The organism is Paenibacillus sp. FSL R10-2199, assembly GCF_038000235.1.
Taxonomy (GTDB): Bacteria; Bacillota; Bacilli; order Paenibacillales; family Paenibacillaceae; genus Paenibacillus_AQ; species Paenibacillus_AQ phytohabitans.
Genome location: NZ_JBBOBO010000001.1, coordinates 2,011,161 through 2,028,636, shown reverse-complemented (window position 1 = coordinate 2,028,636; position 17,476 = coordinate 2,011,161). Strand labels below are relative to the sequence as shown.

14 protein-coding genes are annotated in these 17,476 nt (G+C 52.7%); 2 read left to right on the top strand and 12 right to left on the bottom strand.

Annotated features, from left to right (window positions below):
* Positions 1 to 183: 183 nt before the first annotated feature.
* The 7 genes from NYE33_RS09040 to NYE33_RS09010 form a co-directional block, all read right to left on the bottom strand.
* On the bottom strand, positions 184 to 1,197 hold the full coding sequence (locus NYE33_RS09040; RefSeq protein ID WP_340942271.1) for an endo-1,4-beta-xylanase: 1,014 nt from the start codon (positions 1,195 to 1,197) through the stop codon (positions 184 to 186).
* Between the two features lie 62 nt (positions 1,198 to 1,259).
* Complete coding sequence (locus tag NYE33_RS09035) at positions 1,260 to 2,219, bottom strand: carbohydrate ABC transporter permease (RefSeq protein ID WP_081970570.1); 960 nt, start codon at positions 2,217 to 2,219, stop codon at positions 1,260 to 1,262.
* Between the two features lie 2 nt (positions 2,220 to 2,221).
* Complete coding sequence (locus tag NYE33_RS09030; RefSeq protein WP_039307312.1) at positions 2,222 to 3,199, bottom strand: ABC transporter permease; 978 nt, start codon at positions 3,197 to 3,199, stop codon at positions 2,222 to 2,224.
* Positions 3,200 to 3,288: 89 nt separating this feature from the next.
* Positions 3,289 to 4,980: a sugar ABC transporter substrate-binding protein gene (locus NYE33_RS09025; RefSeq protein ID WP_341065510.1), complete on the bottom strand. Its 1,692-nt coding sequence runs from the start codon at positions 4,978 to 4,980 to the stop codon at positions 3,289 to 3,291.
* Between the two features lie 114 nt (positions 4,981 to 5,094).
* Positions 5,095 to 6,639: a response regulator gene (locus NYE33_RS09020; protein WP_341065507.1), complete on the bottom strand. Its 1,545-nt coding sequence runs from the start codon at positions 6,637 to 6,639 to the stop codon at positions 5,095 to 5,097.
* A 3-nt stretch (positions 6,640 to 6,642) separates the two neighbouring features.
* A complete protein-coding gene (locus NYE33_RS09015) occupies positions 6,643 to 8,466 on the bottom strand; it encodes a cache domain-containing sensor histidine kinase (protein WP_042139950.1) in 1,824 nt (607 codons plus the stop codon).
* Between the two features lie 20 nt (positions 8,467 to 8,486).
* On the bottom strand, positions 8,487 to 10,028 hold the full coding sequence (locus tag NYE33_RS09010; protein ID WP_076247739.1) for a response regulator: 1,542 nt from the start codon (positions 10,026 to 10,028) through the stop codon (positions 8,487 to 8,489).
* A gap of 211 nt (positions 10,029 to 10,239) precedes the next feature.
* Between NYE33_RS09010 and NYE33_RS09005 the strand changes: the two genes are divergently transcribed.
* On the top strand, positions 10,240 to 10,590 hold the full coding sequence (locus tag NYE33_RS09005; RefSeq protein ID WP_083705715.1) for a hypothetical protein: 351 nt from the start codon (positions 10,240 to 10,242) through the stop codon (positions 10,588 to 10,590).
* Between the two features lie 154 nt (positions 10,591 to 10,744).
* Positions 10,745 to 11,299, top strand: coding sequence for a UbiX family flavin prenyltransferase (locus tag NYE33_RS09000; protein ID WP_039307295.1), 555 nt, complete (start codon positions 10,745 to 10,747; stop codon positions 11,297 to 11,299).
* Positions 11,300 to 11,409: 110 nt separating this feature from the next.
* Here NYE33_RS09000 and NYE33_RS08995 read toward each other — a convergent pair whose 3' ends face one another.
* The 5 genes from NYE33_RS08995 to NYE33_RS08975 all read right to left on the bottom strand — a co-directional run bounded on the left by NYE33_RS08995 (position 11,410) and on the right by NYE33_RS08975 (position 17,395).
* Positions 11,410 to 12,801 (bottom strand): ADP-ribosylglycohydrolase family protein, encoded by a 1,392-nt coding sequence (locus NYE33_RS08995; RefSeq protein ID WP_076247743.1) that lies wholly within the window; start codon positions 12,799 to 12,801, stop codon positions 11,410 to 11,412.
* Positions 12,802 to 12,804: 3 nt separating this feature from the next.
* The gene (locus tag NYE33_RS08990) at positions 12,805 to 13,761 is read right to left on the bottom strand and encodes a nucleoside hydrolase (protein WP_076247745.1); all 957 of its coding nucleotides are present in this window, start codon (positions 13,759 to 13,761) and stop codon (positions 12,805 to 12,807) included.
* 97 nt (positions 13,762 to 13,858) lie between these two features.
* Positions 13,859 to 14,797 (bottom strand): ABC transporter permease, encoded by a 939-nt coding sequence (locus tag NYE33_RS08985; RefSeq protein ID WP_042239634.1) that lies wholly within the window; start codon positions 14,795 to 14,797, stop codon positions 13,859 to 13,861.
* A complete protein-coding gene (locus NYE33_RS08980; protein ID WP_039307289.1) occupies positions 14,794 to 15,840 on the bottom strand; it encodes an ABC transporter permease in 1,047 nt (348 codons plus the stop codon). The genes NYE33_RS08985 and NYE33_RS08980 overlap by 4 nt, the downstream gene beginning before the upstream one ends.
* On the bottom strand, positions 15,833 to 17,395 hold the full coding sequence (locus NYE33_RS08975; RefSeq protein WP_039307286.1) for an ABC transporter ATP-binding protein: 1,563 nt from the start codon (positions 17,393 to 17,395) through the stop codon (positions 15,833 to 15,835). Before NYE33_RS08975 ends, NYE33_RS08980 begins: the two co-directional genes overlap by 8 nt.
* Positions 17,396 to 17,476: the final 81 nt, after the last annotated feature.

Genomic DNA, 17,476 nt, shown 5'->3' with positions numbered 1-17,476 from the left:
GGGATTATTCTTGTATATACGCAAGTGGAAACGGTACCGTCCTTTTGTGAGGACGGTACCGTTTCAGCGAGAAATAGAAGGATAAGTTATCATGTGAAACATATAAATTCTTATATTTCAAAAAAGGATGCGGCCCTAATAGGGCCCCATCCTTTTTTGAAATATAAGAAAAATCTCCTCCGCTCAGCGGTTCCCCGGCACAATCCGGTTATACGCAGGCTTGGGCTGATGCTTCTCATCGAACAGAAACGGCCAGTTTTTCCGTCCCCGGACCGGAAAATCATCCAGCCAGGTATAATCATCGGCTGCGCCCCAGAAGGTGACAGAGGTGATGACCTCGCGGTATTCCTTCAGCAGCCGGAACACGGCTTCATACCGCTCCGCCTGCAGCTCAAGCAGTTCCGCAGGAGGAGCCTTAAGATCCGTTCGCCTGTCATCGAAGCGGAACAGTGACAGATCAAGCTCCGTAAGCTGCAGCTGAAGACCGAGCGAAGCATATTTCTCAATCGCTTCCCTGATTTCATCCAGGCCCGGATCATACAGATTCCAGTGGGCCTGCAAGCCGACGCCGTGCACCGGCACCTCCCGGTCAATCAGGGATTTCATGAGCGTGTAAATTTTGTCCCGCTTCTGCGGGTCAGATTCATTATAGTCATTGTAGAAGAGCAGCGCCTGCGGGTCCGCTTCATGCGCGTACCGGAACGCTTCGGCAATGAAGTCCGGTCCTGCGATCTCCAGCCATTTGGATGGGCGCAGCAGCTCACTGCCCTCATCGGCAATAGCTTCATTGACCACATCCCAGGCGTAGATATCTCCCCGGTAACGCCCGACCACGGTCTCAATATGACTTTTGAGCCGGGCCAGCAGTGTATTCTTGTCTACGATGCCGTGCGTTTTGTCCTCAAACAGCCAATCGGTTGTCTGATTATGCCATACGAGGGTATGCCCGCGCATCGCCATGCCATGCTTCCGGGCAAAGGCAACCAGCGTATCCGCCGCCCCGAAACGATAGATCTCCTCTGCCGGATGCAGACTCTCAAACTTCATCTCATTCTCGGCAGTAATGCTGTTGAAATGATAAGCCAGCAGTTTTTCCTGTGAACTGGCCGTCCGCGGATTGACCGCTGCGCCGATCTTGAAATCATCAGCGAACACCAGCTTCAGTGCAGGCTCCTTGAAGTCCAGGCTTTCTCTCACGGCTAACAACACTCCTTATTCACATTAGTCGGATCAGGCAAAGCAAGCGCCGTTCCGGCCGCCTATTCCTTCACACTGCCGACATTCAAGCCCACTACAAAGTACTTCTGCATAAACGGATACACCAGCAGGATAGGCACAGAGGCCACGACTGTGATTGCTGCCCGTATAGAGAGCGGCGTCACCATCGCTCTTGCCGAATTCTGATCCATCCCCACCCCATTCTGTACGGTTGGGTTGCCGTTGGAATTCATCGTTGAGGATAGCAGCTTCATCAGCTCATATTGCAGCGTACTGAGATTCTGTCTGGATGAGGTATAGATAAAGGCATCGAACCAGGAGTTCCACGCGCCGACAGCCACAAACAGTGCGATGGTAGCCAGCACCGGCTTGCAGAGCGGAAACACCACCCGCATGAATATTCTGAAATCCCCGGCGCCGTCGATCTTCGCCGATTCCAGGAGGCTCTCCGGAATGGTTCCGATATAGGTACGGATGACGATCATATTGAATGCGCTGATCATGGACGGGAAAATATACACCCAGAAGCTGTTTAACAGATGCAGATCCTTGATCAGGAAATAGTTCGGGATCAGACCGGCGCTGAAATACATCGTAAGCACAAAGATAACAGTAATCGGCTGGCGGAATACATATTCCCTGCGGCTTAAGGTGTATGCAAGCATGGTGGTCAGAAAAATATTAAGTATCGTAGAAATTACCGTACGGGCTACTGAAACCAGGAAAGCGTCAAAAATAGTTCCCGTGGCAAAAATCGCCCTGTAATTCTGAAAAGTCCATTCTCTCGGCCATAAGTAAATACCGCCGCGGATCGTATCGTTCCCTTCATTAAACGAAACAGCAATCGTGTTGATGAATGGATATAATGTCACAACCACCAGACAGACCATAAAGAGCGTATTGAAGGAAGTGAACAGAATCGGCTCAAGCCTTCCGGTGCCTAGACTCCTTTTCACCGTATAGCCTGCTTTTGGCCCAGGGCTAATTTGTCGGTTATCCATCATTATAACAACCTCTCTTCCCCAAGCCGCTTGGAAATCCCATTAGCCATAAGCAGCAAGGTTACACTGACAACTGTTTTGAAAATCCCGCCCGCAGTGGCGAGTGAATAATTCCCTTGGGCAAGCCCGTATTTAAGCACGAAGATATCTATCGTCTCCGCCCAGTCCACTACCAGCCCGTTGCCGAGCAGATACTGCACTTCAAAGCCTGCTTCCAGGACATGTCCTATGGACATAATCATCAGAATTACAATCGTTGCTTTGATACCAGGCAGGGTTACAAACATCATCTTCTTGTAACGGTTAGCACCGTCAATTTCGGCAGCTTCATAAAGGGCCGGGTCAATGGAGGCAATGGCCGCCAGATAAATAATGGTATTCCAGCCCACTTCCTTCCACACATGCGAAGCCCCTACGATTCCCCAGAAGTACTTTCCCTCACTGAGCCATAGAATCGGCTCTTTAATCAGATGCAGCTTCATCAGAACGATATTTACAATCCCGTCGTTAATGGAGAGCGAGGTGGCCACAATGCCGGTAACTATAATCCAGGACAGGAAGTGGGGCAGATAAGAGATTGTCTGCACGGTCCTTTTCCAGAAGACCTTCTTGATTTCATTCAGCAGCAGCGCAAGCACGATAGCTGTAACAAAACCGAGAATCAGATTGATAAGCCCCATCGCCAGCGTGTTGCGCAGTACACGAATAAAGTTATCATCTGTAAACAGAAACCTGAATTGCTTGAGTCCCACCCATTCCTGTTCACCGAAGGACTTCGCCGGCTTGTAATTCTGAAAGGCCATGGTCCAGCCCCAAACGGGAACATAGGCAAAAAGAATAATGTAGAGCATCAAAGGCACAGACATCCAAATAAGCTGATTCTGGTTTTTGATCAAGCGCCAGGTAATCGGCTGTTTTTTCTTCTTTCGGTTCTTCTTCGGATGCCGGACGACAGTATCTATTTCTAGGGTCTCATCCATATTCGTTGTCTCCTACTCCATGAAATTAATTTAGCAAGTGGAAGGCCCTGATCGGCCCTCCACCTTCTGATCCCGGAAACAGCGTTCCGTTATTTACTCCAGTTCTCAATTCTCCACTTAATCTGCTCATTGATCTTGTCTTCATATGCCTTCACATTAGCCTTTTCGATCTGTCCGGTGTAATCGGTCCATACGGAATCGAAATCTGCCGGGTCGGCAAGGATGGCTTTAGGCAGGAACTTGGTCTGCAGTTCATTCAGCTTGGTACTGGCTATTTTGGCATCCGATCCTTCAATTAAGTCGATGGACCAGGCAGGATAATAGACCGGGTTGGCAGGTGGTTCACTGAAGAAGTCCACGTAAGAGTCAAAGCCATAGGCATCAAGCACTTCCTTGTCAAAAGGCTTCAGACCCGCTTTGTATTCTTCCGGCTGTGCAGCAGCATCCGTTGAGTTGCCGTCACTGAAGCTTCCTTCGGTTTTGGGCAGGTAATCAAACATCGCTTTGGCTTTGTTGGCCAGCTGCCAGGTGGCATCGGCTGCATTGTCACGCTGTTCCTGGGTTCTCATAAATCTGCCGTTCTCCACGATATAATCTTCGCCTTCCACACCCCAGGAGAACGTTTTCTGCCAGTCTTCCTGAATCAGAGTGTCGAGCAGCTTGATGATCTGCACGGCATTTTTGGCATTGATACTGATACCGAAGCCGTTGTTAAGGTTAAGAACGGCAAGATCGCGGTAGTAGTCTTTGGTTGACTCGTCGTATACGAGCGGAAGACCGACATAGGTGCGTTCAATTTTACCTTGGGTAGTCAGAGAATCCTCAGCAGCGTTGAAGTTCCAGTGCTGGTCGAACATCCCCAGAACGGTTCCGCTGGACAGCTTTGCCATATACTGGTCATAATTCTGTACAAAGGTCTCTTTATCAATCAGACCCTTCTGGTTGATTTCATTCAGCTTCTGGTAGTATTGCTTCGCATAATCTTTATTTGCAAACACTTCAGCTACGCCGTCATTGACAACCACACCGCCATCATTTGGATGGCCGATCAGATGCTGCGGCGCATTGAACAGACCCCAGTTTTTCCAGTCATAGTTCAGGATTTCGAACCCGATCGTCGGGCTTCCGTCGATTTTAGGATATTTCGCCTTATACTGCTCAATCAGGTCAAAGTATTGGTCCAGTGTCTTCACCTGCGGATAATTGAATTCCTTGAGGACAGCTTTTTGAATCCAGAAGGCAGGTCCCGAATACCAGGAGCTGTTGACCTTACCATTGTATACACCGTAGTTAGGCAGGATATAAATATGGCCGTCGTTCGGGTCCTTCATCATGTTCCAGTATTCGGCATAATGCGCTTTCAAATTTGGCGCATGCTCTTCAATCAGGTCTTCCAGCGGAATATAAGCCCCTGCTGCTGTAAGCTTGGTATTCCCGGTCATGAGATCCGGGTAATCCTGGCCGGCAATCATAACGCCCAGCTTCTGGTTAATGTCACCTGCCAGGAATTCCATATCGAAGCTGGCTCCGGTTTCTTCCTTGATCTTCTTGTAAATTTTGTTGTCCGGTGTCGGCTGTTGTCCAGCTGCCCCAATGAATACGCTTACCTTAAAGGGTTCTATCTTTCCTTCCATGTTAGCTGAAGCGGTCCCTGCCGCAGTTGTCTCTTCAGCTTTGCCCGCAGTATTGTTGTTGTTGCCCCCGCAGCCGGATAGCGTAAAGCTTAGGGATAACAGAACAATTAGGGAAAACTTGTACATCGCTTTCGACTTGCCCCCCATAAAGCACCTCCATAATGTGTTGGTCTTTAATTTGTAAGCACTTACATATATGAATTATAGAGGTGATCACCCTGCTAAAATACGACCGAATTAAAGGTATACCCCCATAAAAGTTTAGAACTTTGCATGGCGGTACTCATTCGGGCCCATGTGCATCTCCTTTTCAAACCGTTTCAAAAACTGGCCGTAATTGACATAACCTACACGTTCAGCTATCTCCGAGAGCTTCAGCTTGCTGCCGCGCAGCAGAACCGCCGCCTCCTGAATCCGCAGATGATGCAGCTGCTCATTGAAGGTCATGCCGTTCTTCTTAATCAGCAATTGCCCCAGATAGACGGGATGCAGGAAGAAGACCTCTGCCAGCTTCTGAATGCTCAGACTCTCCTGAAAATGCGCACCGATATACTCGTTAATCTCCTGCACAATGCCATGCGACTTTTGATTCTGCTCACGCATCAAGAGATCAATTGCCATTTCACCGCACATTAATAAGCGGCTGAGCAATTCATCCAGCGGGATCATGGCCTGCTGGATCTCCGCGATTCCAGACCCTGCCGTCCCCTGCTCCCCGCCTCCGTCCTCCGCCCCGGGTGCGAGCTCGGTGATCCGGTACATGAGATGAATCACAATTTTCCGAACCACCTCCGGTGCCACCTGCTGTGCACGGAAGCTGCGGTCCGCTTCCTCCAGCGCTCTGCGGTAACCGTCCGCATCGAGCAGATTAACAGAATCAAGCAGGGCATCCATCAGCCGGATATGGTCATAATGGTAGCTGAAGGATTGGCCCTGTATCCCGCGGTAAGCCAGAATCCCTGCATACTCAGGATTATAGAAAAAATGCTGCAAAGCCTCTTTGGCACTGCGGTAACTCTCCGCAATCCCCGGCAGGGAGTTCTCCGGGGCTCCAATGGCCATATAGATCTGTCCGCTGCCGTATTCCTGCCGGAGGATATTCAGCCCCTCTTCTATTGTGCCGCATTCAGGTCTGTCTGCCGGCATACCGTATACAATCCCGAGTATGCCCGCCTCCAGATCCATCATCACCATGGCCGGATAGGCGGCCAGCAGGGCAGCCGCCCTTCCCCGCAGCTCTGCATACAACTCCGGGACAGTCTGAATCAGACAAAGATTCCAGATGCGGACTCCCTGAAAGCCTGGCAGGCGATCCAGCAGCTCCTGAAGCTCCGGGTCTGCTTTTTTCCCGTACAGCAGTCCTCTAATCACGGCCACCGCCTCTTCTTCAGAGGCAATCTCATGAATCATTCTGCGGTTCGCTTCCTGTTCCAGCTCCTGATGAATTTCCCGCAATTCCTCGGCAGCCTCCTCCGGAAAGACCGGCTTCAGCAGATAATGGCTGATTCCGTAGCTGATGGCCGTACGGGCATATTCAAATTCACTGTAGCCGCTCAGAATCACGAACTTGGGTCTGCCGGCCTCCTGCTCTTGCCAGGCCTCTATCATCTCCAAACCATTCATAAGCGGCATGTTCACATCTGTAATCACCAGGTCCGGCTCCAGCAGCTTCATCAGCCGCAGCCCCTCCCGGCCGTTGCCGCAGGTTCCGCACAGCTCGAAGCCGAGTTCCTCCCAATCAATCCACAGCTGCATACCTTCAAGGGCGCTCGGCTCATCATCAATTAATAATACTTTGTATTTCATTGGTTACACCTCGCCTTCCAAGGGATGATTCATCTCCAGCAGCCTGAGCGGAATGCCGAAGGTGACCAAGGTCCCCAGACCCGGTGTGCTGGATATCTCGAAGCGCACCTGATCGGCATAATACAGCTCCAGCCTGCGGTAGACGTTGCGGATTCCGATATTGGCCCCGGAGGAGTCCTCCTTGCGGATGGCGAACAGCAGCTCTTTAAGCTTATCCGGCTCTATGCCTTTGCCGTTATCCGATACGCTAATCTGCAGCCGGTTATCCAGCACAGCCGTACTCACCCGGATAATGCCAAGCCCTTCAATCGTCTGTAATCCATGCTTGCAGGAGTTCTCGACCAGCGGCTGCATGCTCAGCTTCGGAATTTTATATTTCAGTGACTGCTCATCAATCTCAAACACATAGTCGAATTTATCCCTGAACCTGAATTTCTCGATTTTGAGATACATCTCGATGAATGTGATCTCCTCCTGCACCGACACCAGGTCTTCCTTCCAGCTGAGCAGCCTGCGCAGCAGCTTCGACAGGCTTTTCACAATATCCGTAACATCGGAATACTTATTCTTGGTGCAGACCACCAGAATCGCATTCAGCGTATTGAACAGAAAATGGGGGTTCATCTGGCTCTGCAGGAAGTTCAGCTCCGCCCTGACGCGCTCCATCTCCAGATTCTTGCTCTGGATCTCCAGCTTATACACATCGTTGATCAGCGAGTGGATTCTGGAGGTCATCCGGTTGAAATTGCGGATTAAGCCGCCGATCTCATCCCGCCCCTCATCGATGGTGATCAGCTCAAACTTCTCGTTAGACACCTTTTGCATATGACGGGACAGGCGTTTCACCCGGTAATTGTAAGAGCGCAGCATAATATAGATGAATCCGCTGGTCAGCAGCGTAAGCGTTGTTGCCAGCCCAGCCGCGTACAGACGTATATCCAGAATCGCCTGGGAAATCCGCTCACCCTGGGTGATTCCGGCAATTCTCCAGCCTTTGAGATAGTTGGCCGTACCCACAGGTACTATCCGAACATCCTCCTCCTGACCTTGACCGTTACCCAGCTGATCGAATACGGGATAGGGTTCTTTGGTGAGCCGCTGATAGCCGCTGTCCGCTGACATGACAATCTTGTTCTGCTCATTGATGAGGTAGAGGCTTAAGTAATCCTTCTCCCGGACAATAATGTCATAGATCTCATTAAGATCCAGATCAATGCGCAGCACCTTCTCATACTTATTCAAGTTTCTGTAATTATCCATCGTTTCAACTACACTTAGCGTAGGGATTGACGATGCCAGATTCTTGTTCTCACTAGTCCGGTAGGCGGTCACAAACACCTGGGTACTCGCATTCTTCGCCTGTCTATACCAGTCGCTGGCCCATACCTTGTCATTCATGACCTGGTAATTCCCGCCGGATACAATGGTGCGGTTGTCTGTGTAGATGCTGATCCGCTCCAGCTGGTTGTTAACAGGCATGTAGCTGTTCATCCGGTCCCTCAGCTGTTCGTCGAACATATTATAGAATTCTATGGAGTCCGTGTAGGTGCGGTCCAGCATCTCGTACAGATTCTTATCCGTAGACAATGCATATCCGACGGAGACTCCCCCTTCGATGAAATCAAGAATATCCTTGCGCGCCCGCTCCAGGGAAATCTCCAGGTTCTGCTGTTCTCTGGATTTGATAAGATCCGTAATCCGGTCCAGAAATACAAGATTAAGCACCATTATAGGCAGAAGTACACCGACAATATAAATCAGGTAGAACTTGTAATTGAGCGGGATATCGTTAACAATCGTCGTGAATTTGAATCTTTTTCTCCACATGCCTTATGCACCCGGCTTTCTTATAGCTGCTTGTTCTTATTGGCATTTTTGTAGACTGAAGGTGAAGAACCAACCCTCCCCTTGAACTTGTCGATAAAATAATCCGTATTCGAAAAGCCCACCTGCAGTGCGATATCCGATATCTTGAGCTGGGTGCGCTTAAGCAGGCCCTTGGCCGCTTCAATCCGCTTCTCATTCAGATAATCGCTGAAGCTCCGGCCCGTTTCCTTACGGAACAGCTGGCCCAAATAGGCCGAATTCATATGAAACTGCTTGGCAATATCCTGAAGCTGTAGCTTGCTCCGGAATTCAAGATCCACGTACTGAATGACATTATAGATCGTATTCCCTTCATTATCCGCCCGTAATTCAGCCAGATAAGCCGCTGCCTGCAGGCAGAGCTTGTCCACATACAGACTCAGCCGGTAATAATCCGCGAGTCCGCCCAGATTGCCATACTCCGTCCGCATCGCGTTCATGATTCGGTCGGGATCTCCCTGCATTTCAGCGATGCTACGGCATAAGGTCATCTCCAGATGAGCCACCTCGGCCTGGGCAGCATCGATCTTCAGCGGCTTGGCCGTAATGGCAGCGAACGCTTCCCTGACACAACTCAGAATCTGCCCGGTCTCGCCTGCCTTGACCTTCTCCAGCACACAGGTGAAATGCCCTTCAGCTAATTCCAGGGACTGGCCCTTTGCTCCCAGGTCGTTATAGTAGAAGATTCCGCCCTTCTCCCTGCGGTACTTCAATCCCCAGACCTCAAGGCTCTGTGTGTACAACTCCTGGATGGAGCGCGCCCCTTTCCGCTTGCCGCTGATCAGTACGGCCACAGGAACGCCAAGCTTCTCCGACTGTGCCCTCTGCACCTGGGCGGCGGCGGCCTCAATGGCTTCGGAGGACATCCCCGCACACCGCACAATAAGACCCGGCCTGCCCGCAGGGTCCTGAAAGACATAGCCAAGCTCACCCGGGAATCCTTCCCCCTCCCCTTCATTCAGGCTCATTGTGCTTGATACAGCAGCAGCAAGGATGCACTGCAGCTCCGTCTCATGCTGAAGGTCCATCAGCCTATCCGCTGCGCGCTCCAGCTCTTCGCTCCATTCCCCCTGAATGAACCGGTTGATCAGATTATGGACCAGGAAGTTTTGCTTCTTGCGGCCCTCCTCTCTGGAAGCGATTTCATTTTGGATGATGGCTCTGATCTTCAAAAGCAGCGCCCCGATCTCCTCATCATCGACCGGCTTCAGCAGATAGCCATCCACCTTCTGGCGCAGCGCAGTGCGGGCATAATTGAAATCGTCATATCCGCTCAGAATAACGAATCTGGGCGGGTGATCCATCACTTCCTTCACGGCAGCAATCAGCTCGAGTCCGTTCATTACGGGAAGGTTGATATCCGTAAGCAGCAGGTCCGGCTTATGCTCCTGAATTAACCGGAGGGCCTCCACAGCGCTAAGCGCTTCGGCGCATACTTCGTAACCGGATTTCTCCCAGTCGACCATCGTCCTAAGTCCTTCAAGAACCCACGGTTCATCGTCAACAATCATGACTTTCAGCATGAGCCTCGCTCCAATCCCCGAATCTAAATTTTGTCAGCAAATGAATTACAAATAATGCTAACATACAAGTTCAATGATGTGAATTACAACTTAATCAGATATCGGAGTCACATAAAGTAACATTGGTCATTTACTTTTTGCGGATATTCTCTATAATTAGGGTTAATTTTATTGATTATCCGGCATTATCTCACACAGGGAAGTGATATTCTTGACGTTAAACAGTCTTCTATCCTCCAACGAATTCAAGAAGCGCCTCTCCCGCTGCTACAATGAAGTGCATAGGGAACTGTATGGGGTGGGTGTCACACAGCTGAGAATAGATGCCGCCGGCGAATCGATGATCCTCTTTCTGGTGAAGCATCAGCGGGTAACTGCACTGCGGGCGCTGGAAGAGAACTATCCCGAGCTGAAGCAGTCGGTGGATGCTGCGCTCCATCAGGAGTTCAAGCGGATCTTCCGGAAGAAGCTGGCCGATGAACTGGATCTGCCCGTCAGTGGTGTACTCCGGGATTATGATCCGGGCACGGGCTGGGCCAGCACGATCATTATCAGTGAATAACAAGTAGAAGCGGCGGCGTCCGGATTGTATTCTGGGTGCGCTGATTAGGCCTAAGGTTTGCCCGATTTCTGTTTACAGACTGAAGGAAGCCGTTGCTTAGAGGGATACCCCTCTAGTTCAGCGGCTTCTTTTCATTTCAAAAGGAGCTTACGCCATGAAAATTATCGTCGGCATTACCGGAGCCAGCGGCTCCATATACGCTTATTCCCTGATCCGCAGCCTGCATCAGCTTGGGGCTGAAACCTATGTCATCGCCACAGGTGCCGGGGAGAATGTGATGAAATACGAGTGCGGTGCGGATATGCAGGAGCTGGCCGGATACGCTACTGTGCTGTCCAATACAGATCTGTTCGCACCCGTGGCCAGCGGATCCTTCAAAACAGACGGGATGGTCATCATCCCCTGTTCAATGAATACGCTGGGAGCTATCGCTAACGGCATGGGGGATACACTGCTTAGCCGGGCAGCCAGTGTGGTGCTCAAGGAGAAGCGGCGGCTGATTATCGTTCCGCGCGAAACCCCGCTCCATGTGATTCATCTGGAGAATATGCTGCGGATTGCCCGGGCGGGGGCAGATATCATGCCCGCTTCGCCGGGCTTTTACAATCATCCGACCGAGATCTGGGAGCTGGTGAACTTCATGAATGCCCGCGTCCTCGACGCACTCGGAATTGACCATCAGCTGATGAAGCGCTGGGGGGAAGCTTAGGAGGGCTGTGCCGGCCTTCTGCCGAAACAGGGAAGCCCGCAGCCAGTGTGGCATGGCTGCGGGCTTCCCTGTTCTTTTAAGAAAAATAATGTATGAAAGCCAAGCTAATCCTATTCTCCCAGCTCTGCACGGATCTTCAGGAACACCTGATAGCTCCGCTCGGCAACCTCCGAAATCGCAATCGGGTGGAAGCCCGGCAGATCTGCGTACAGCAGATCATTCAGCGGTGCGGTCCAACTGGCGGGAAGCCGGGCTGCGCCCAGCTTAGCTCCCATAATGGAGCCGACTGTGGCACCGTTGCAGTCGGTATCCATCCCGGCAGAGACAGAGGTAACCACGGCTTTCTCGAAGTCATTGCCGCCGTATATAAGCGAAGCTGCAACGATGGCGGCGTTGTTATTGGTATGCACTGGGTCATAATGGCTGAACCGGTCCCATAGCCTGCTGACAAGCTCCCGCTCGCTGCCCGCTTCCTGTGCAATGGCTATTCCGGTCCGCACATCCCCGGCCAGTCTGCTCGTCTGAGGAATTTCGCTGAGTCCAATCTCCACAATCTGCTCGTTATCAAGGCCCGCGAACGCAGCAGAGATCATTGCAGCATTGAACATTTCACCGTAGATCCCGTTCTTCACATGGGAGAAGGAGGCATCCCGCCAGCCCAGCTCCGCCGCAAGCTCGGGATTCCCGGCCGCTCCATAGGCCAAGGCGTCCGCACGGATGGCCGCCCCGATCCATTCGCGGTACGGATTCAGATGCATGCGCACCCGCTCCTGCCGCAGCGGCCAATCCTCCGGCTTCTCACCGTGCAGATGGGAGGTTTCGCCGGCAAAGTTCATATAGGCCTGTGTTTCTGCTGTACATACCTGGCTGTAGGTCAGATGCCCGTGCCACAGCTTGCCGATATCCCAGGAATCCCAGTCCAGCCCTTTCTGCTCCAGCAGCATCAGACCGAGGACCGTATAACGGATATCGTCGTCACTCTCCATGTAGCTGATCTTCTCCCGGGTGCTGGTGAATGACCAGTCGCTTAAGCCCAGACCGTATTCCGCCCGGGCCGTAGAGTACTCAGGTGTATATCCTGTAATCGGCCAGGCATCCGCGCCGCGGAACCACAATTCAATGTTCTCCCAGCCGGTACGGCCGTCCTTCCCGTACAGATAATCCCAGTATTCCAGCGGCTTGCCCAGCGCACAGCCTACACTCCGGCCAAGCCACGCTCCATAGAACCTGTCCCTCCACTCTTCCGGTGTCCAATTCACCGTAAGCTTACGCGGACCTCCGGGGCGCAGCCGTCTGATCGACGCCAGATCCGAGGGCTCCTCGTAAGGAAAGTCCGCGGCCACCTGAAGGGCCATCAGCTCCCGGTATACCTCCATGAGCTTGCCCTCATCACTTCCGGCAGCAGCCAGCTTCTCTGCCAGACTGCCAGGCCGGCAGCCTTCCTCTATCCGCTGCTGCAGCTCCAGCCGCACCGTCTCCTGCAGACGTTCCCAGCCTGCCATCCGCTACAATGCTCCCGCCGCAGGCAGGGGCCCGCGGTCTAACCGCTCCAGTGAATCAAACAGCAGCTTAATAAAGGCTTCACGGTCTACGCCAAGCAGCACCTCTGTATTGGCAGGCTGCTCCGGCTTCTTGCGCCGGTCGGCAACAGTCATCCCCCGGGTCAGCTTGCCTTCGGTCTCCACCGTAACATGCAGATGCTCCGATTCGAATAGCTCCGGATGCAGCAGCCAGGCAATCGCGCACGGGTCATGCAGCGCATTGCCGATATATCCCATCTTTTTGCCGTAGATCGAATAGAAATCCAGCAGCTCTCCGACCATTACCGATACGGGTCCACGGGTCTTCAGCTCCTGAATCTCCTCTTCAAAAATCGCCGCCTTATCCGTCACATCCAGTCCGCTCATCACAATGGGAATCCCCGATTCAAAGACAATCCGCGCTGCCTCCGGGTCGACATATATATTAAACTCCGCTGTCCGGGTCACATTGCCATAGGCCAGCCCGCCGCCCATCAGAGAGATCTTCTCGATTCTGTCCTTCACTTCCGGATAAGCGGTAATCAGGAGGGCGATATTCGTTAGCGGAGCTGTAGGCACCAGGGTAATCTTCTCTTTGGATGCGCGGATAATCTCCAGCATGAATTCTACCGCTCCCTGTTCCACCGGCTTGAACTTGCTCGCCGGAAGCGCGGGGCCGTCCATGCCGGACTCCCCATGTGCTGCTTCTCCGGTTACCAGCTTACCAAGCAGCGGAGCCGCCGCTCCCTTGGCTACGGGAATATCGGCATTTACAAAGCTAAGCACCTTGAGTGCATTATCGGTGATTTTATCCAGAACCTGGTTGCCGCCAACCGTGGTAATGCCCCGGATCTCCAGCTGCCCGGGATGAGCCAGCGCAAGCAGAATGGCAATCGCGTCATCATGCCCCGGATCGCAGTCAATTATGATAGGTGTTGGCATCGTTGTCGCTCCCTTGTAGGTTGATTTCTAATCTAAAACGAAATTGAAACTGCTCCTATTGTGGTTGATCGTAACTAGGCTACCCTCATAGCCTCAACTATTTGGTCGTAGTCGTCTTAAGCTTCTTGTTCTTCTTCCTTGTCTCCGAGACCGCGTATATAATCAGCCCCACTACCGTCGCCACGTAAGGAAGCGTAGCGATCAGCTCCGCCGGAATCTTCAGCACCTGCAGGGCATTGGAGAGCGCATCGGCTGCGCCGAAGAGCAGCGAAGTTAGCGCTGTTCCTACGGTTGTGCTCCGGCCCATGGATTCAGCAGCAATCGCAATCCAGCCCCGGCCGGCCACCATATCACGGGTGAACAGCGACAAATAGCCCATCGACATATAAGCTCCGCCCAGACTGGCGAAGAAGCCGCTGAGCAGCAGCGCCGTGTACTGGATCCGGACCACGCTGACTCCAACCGACTGGGCCGCATGCGGATTCTCGCCTACCGAGCGGATACGCAGCCCCAGCGGGGTGCGGTTCAGCAGATAATAGACCACAAGCACAGACAGAATCGAGAAATAAGTCAGAATGTGATGTCCCGACAGAATCGGACCCAGCACCGGAATATCCTTCAGCAGCGGAATCTGCACACTCGGCAATACTTTGCTCGCCAAGGAGGTCGATGAACCCTTGTCCCCGCTGAGCAGATACAGAATAAATACCGTTCCGCCTGAGGCGAACATATTAATCGCCACACCGCCTAGAATGATATGCGTCTTGAATTTCAAGGTGAAAAAGGCCAAAATCCCGGCAATAAGCGTTCCCGACAATACCGCACCCAGCAGCCCGACCCAGGCGCTATGCGTATAGGCGCTGACAATAACACCGGCCAGAGCCGAGACCAGCATAATCCCTTCCATCCCGATGTTGATGATTCCGGCACGGTTCGAGATGAGCGCTCCCAGTGCAGCGAACAGGATAGGTGTTGTCACACGCAATACAGAGAAGGCAAAATCCGTCGTCAGAATGACATCCAGCAGACTATTCATGCTTCCTTCGCCTCCTTCAGCAGCATGCGGTTCTTCCAGAACTTGAGGAACTGCTCAGCCGAAATCAGCAGGATAATCACAGCCTGAATGATCGAGATCATCTCGGACGGCACATCGGACAGCCGCGCCATCAGATCGGCTCCAATGCGGATATAGGCCAGGAAGAGCGCAGAGACAATGACAGAAAGCGGATTGTTTTTGGCCAGCATCGCCACCAGGGCACCATCCAGGCCGTAGCCCGGCAAAGAAGTCCACTGAAAGCGGCTGTACATCCCGAGTACTTCCACCGAGCCGCCCATACCGGCAATAAACCCGGCGATCAGATGCACAAGAATGATAACCTTGGCAGTCTTCATACCCGAGTAACGGGCAAACTCCCGGTTGACGCCTGTCATCCGCAGCTCATAGCCCCATTTGGTCCGGTAGAGGAACAGATGGGCCAGTACAATCAGCACCAATACAATAATAAGTCCGGTATGAATCCGTGTGCCTGCAAAAAGCTTGCTCAGCTGCGCAGTTTTCTCGAATTTAAACGAAACGTTGGCGAAGGCCTTGGCATCCCGCAGATGATAGTTCAGCAGGTATAGCCCCACCCCGAACAGGATATTATTGAACATCAGCGAGGTCACCAGTTCATTGGCGTTCCACTTCGCTTTGAGAATTCCGGGAATGGCTGACAGCAGCGCCCCTGTGATAGAGCCTGCCAATATCGCCACCAGCGGATGCAGCCAGCTGTTCAGGCTGAGATGAATCGCCAGTACAGAGGCCACGACACCAGAGAAATAAAAGATCCCCTCTGCCCCCAGGTTGAACATATTGGCCCGGAACAGCAGCGAGACGGCAAGGCCGGTGAACATCAGCGGAATGGCCATCTCAATGACATTGCCGATATGCCCCTTGGTGGAGAACGGCTCCAGCAGGAAAATACCAATCGTCTTCAGCGGCTGGTCACTGACCAGCGAGATGATCAGGAATGCGATAATCAGCGCAATGACAATAACCGCTGCCGTCCGGATTGCCTCAAAATATTTAGCTCTAAACATGATTTAAGGCCCTCCCGGTCTGCTCTTTGTCCTGCCTGTTAATTCCCAGCATATAGAGTCCCAGCTCTTCCTCACTCACGGCAGAAGGATTGTCGAAATACGCAACGATCTGCCCCTCGTACATCACAAGCAGACTGTCGCTCAGCTCCAGAATTTCATTCAGATCCGCCGATACCAGAACTATGGCGCATTTGTCCGAGCGCAGCTCCAGCAGCTTCTGATGAATGAATTGCGCAGCCCCGATATCCACACCCCGGGTCGGCTGCTCAGCGATCAGCAGCTGCGGATTCGTGGAGCACTCCCTTGCAACGACCACCTTCTGCATATTGCCGCCGGACAGCATGCCGACTGGCTGCCGTGTACCGGAGCAGCGCACTTTGAATTCTTCTACCAGCGATGACGCCAGAGCAGCAATTTTGGAGCTGTGGAGAAAAGGCCCCTTATTCATATCCTTCGAACGGTAGCGCGTAGAGATCAGGTTGTCGGCAATGCTGGCGTCTCCGGCGGAGCCCTGCCGCATCCGGTCCTCCGGGATATAAGATACGCCCAGGCTGCGGATGCCCAGAATATCCAGCCCGCGGATATCCGTGCCTTTTACACTAACCGCCCCACTGCCGGAGACGCCGCGCAGACCGCCGGTCAGCGCTTCAATCAGCTGCGTCTGCCCGTTCCCTTCGACGCCGGCGATGCCGACAATCTGGCCTTCGCGGACCGAGAAGCTAATCTCCGCGAGGAGTGCTTTGCCCTGACTGTCCGAAACAGCCAGCTGCTCTACCCTAAGCACCGGCTTGCCGTGCGGAATGCTGTCCTTGTCGTACTTCAGCACGACATCGCGGCCGACCATCAGCCTGGAAATTTCCTGCTCCGTCACCTCGCGGGTCTGGAAGACTCCTTCGCTCCTGCCGCCGCGCATAATGGTAATCCGGTCACAGATTGCTTTAACTTCCTTCAGTTTGTGCGAGATAAACACGATGGTGTGACCCTGCTCCTTAAGCTGCTGCAGCTCATGGAACAGCTCCTCTGTTTCCTGCGGAGTCAGCACGGCGGTCGGCTCGTCGAGGATGAGGATTTTGGCCCCGCGAACCAGTGCCTTCAGAATTTCCACCTTCTGCTTCATGCCGACCGACAGATCCTCCACCTTAGCCCTGGCGTTTACCGAGAGGTTATATTTGCGTGCCGTTTCCTCCGTCAGACGCACCGCTTCACCAGCATTGAAGCCCACACCTTTTCGCGGCTCCATGCCCAGCACCATATTTTCGGCCACAGTAAAAGAAGGCACCAGCATGAAATGCTGATGAACCATGCCGATGCCGCGGTCAATTGCGTCCTGCGGGGACTGCAGCTTCACTTGTTCTCCCCGGATATAGATCGCGCCTTCACTCGGCTCCTCCATCCCAAACATGATTTTCATCAGAGTCGATTTACCGGCTCCATTCTCTCCCGCGATCGCATGGATTTCGCCCTCCCGCAGGGAGAATCCGACATCCTTATTGGCAACAACGCCGTTCGGGTATACTTTGGTGATTCCCCGCATTTCCAGCAGAGCATTTGCCATGGGTCATCAACGCCTTTCAACTTGGGTGGTCTGCAAAAATAGGCAGCTGGAGCTCTCCCAAAGAGAAGAGCCTCCAACTGC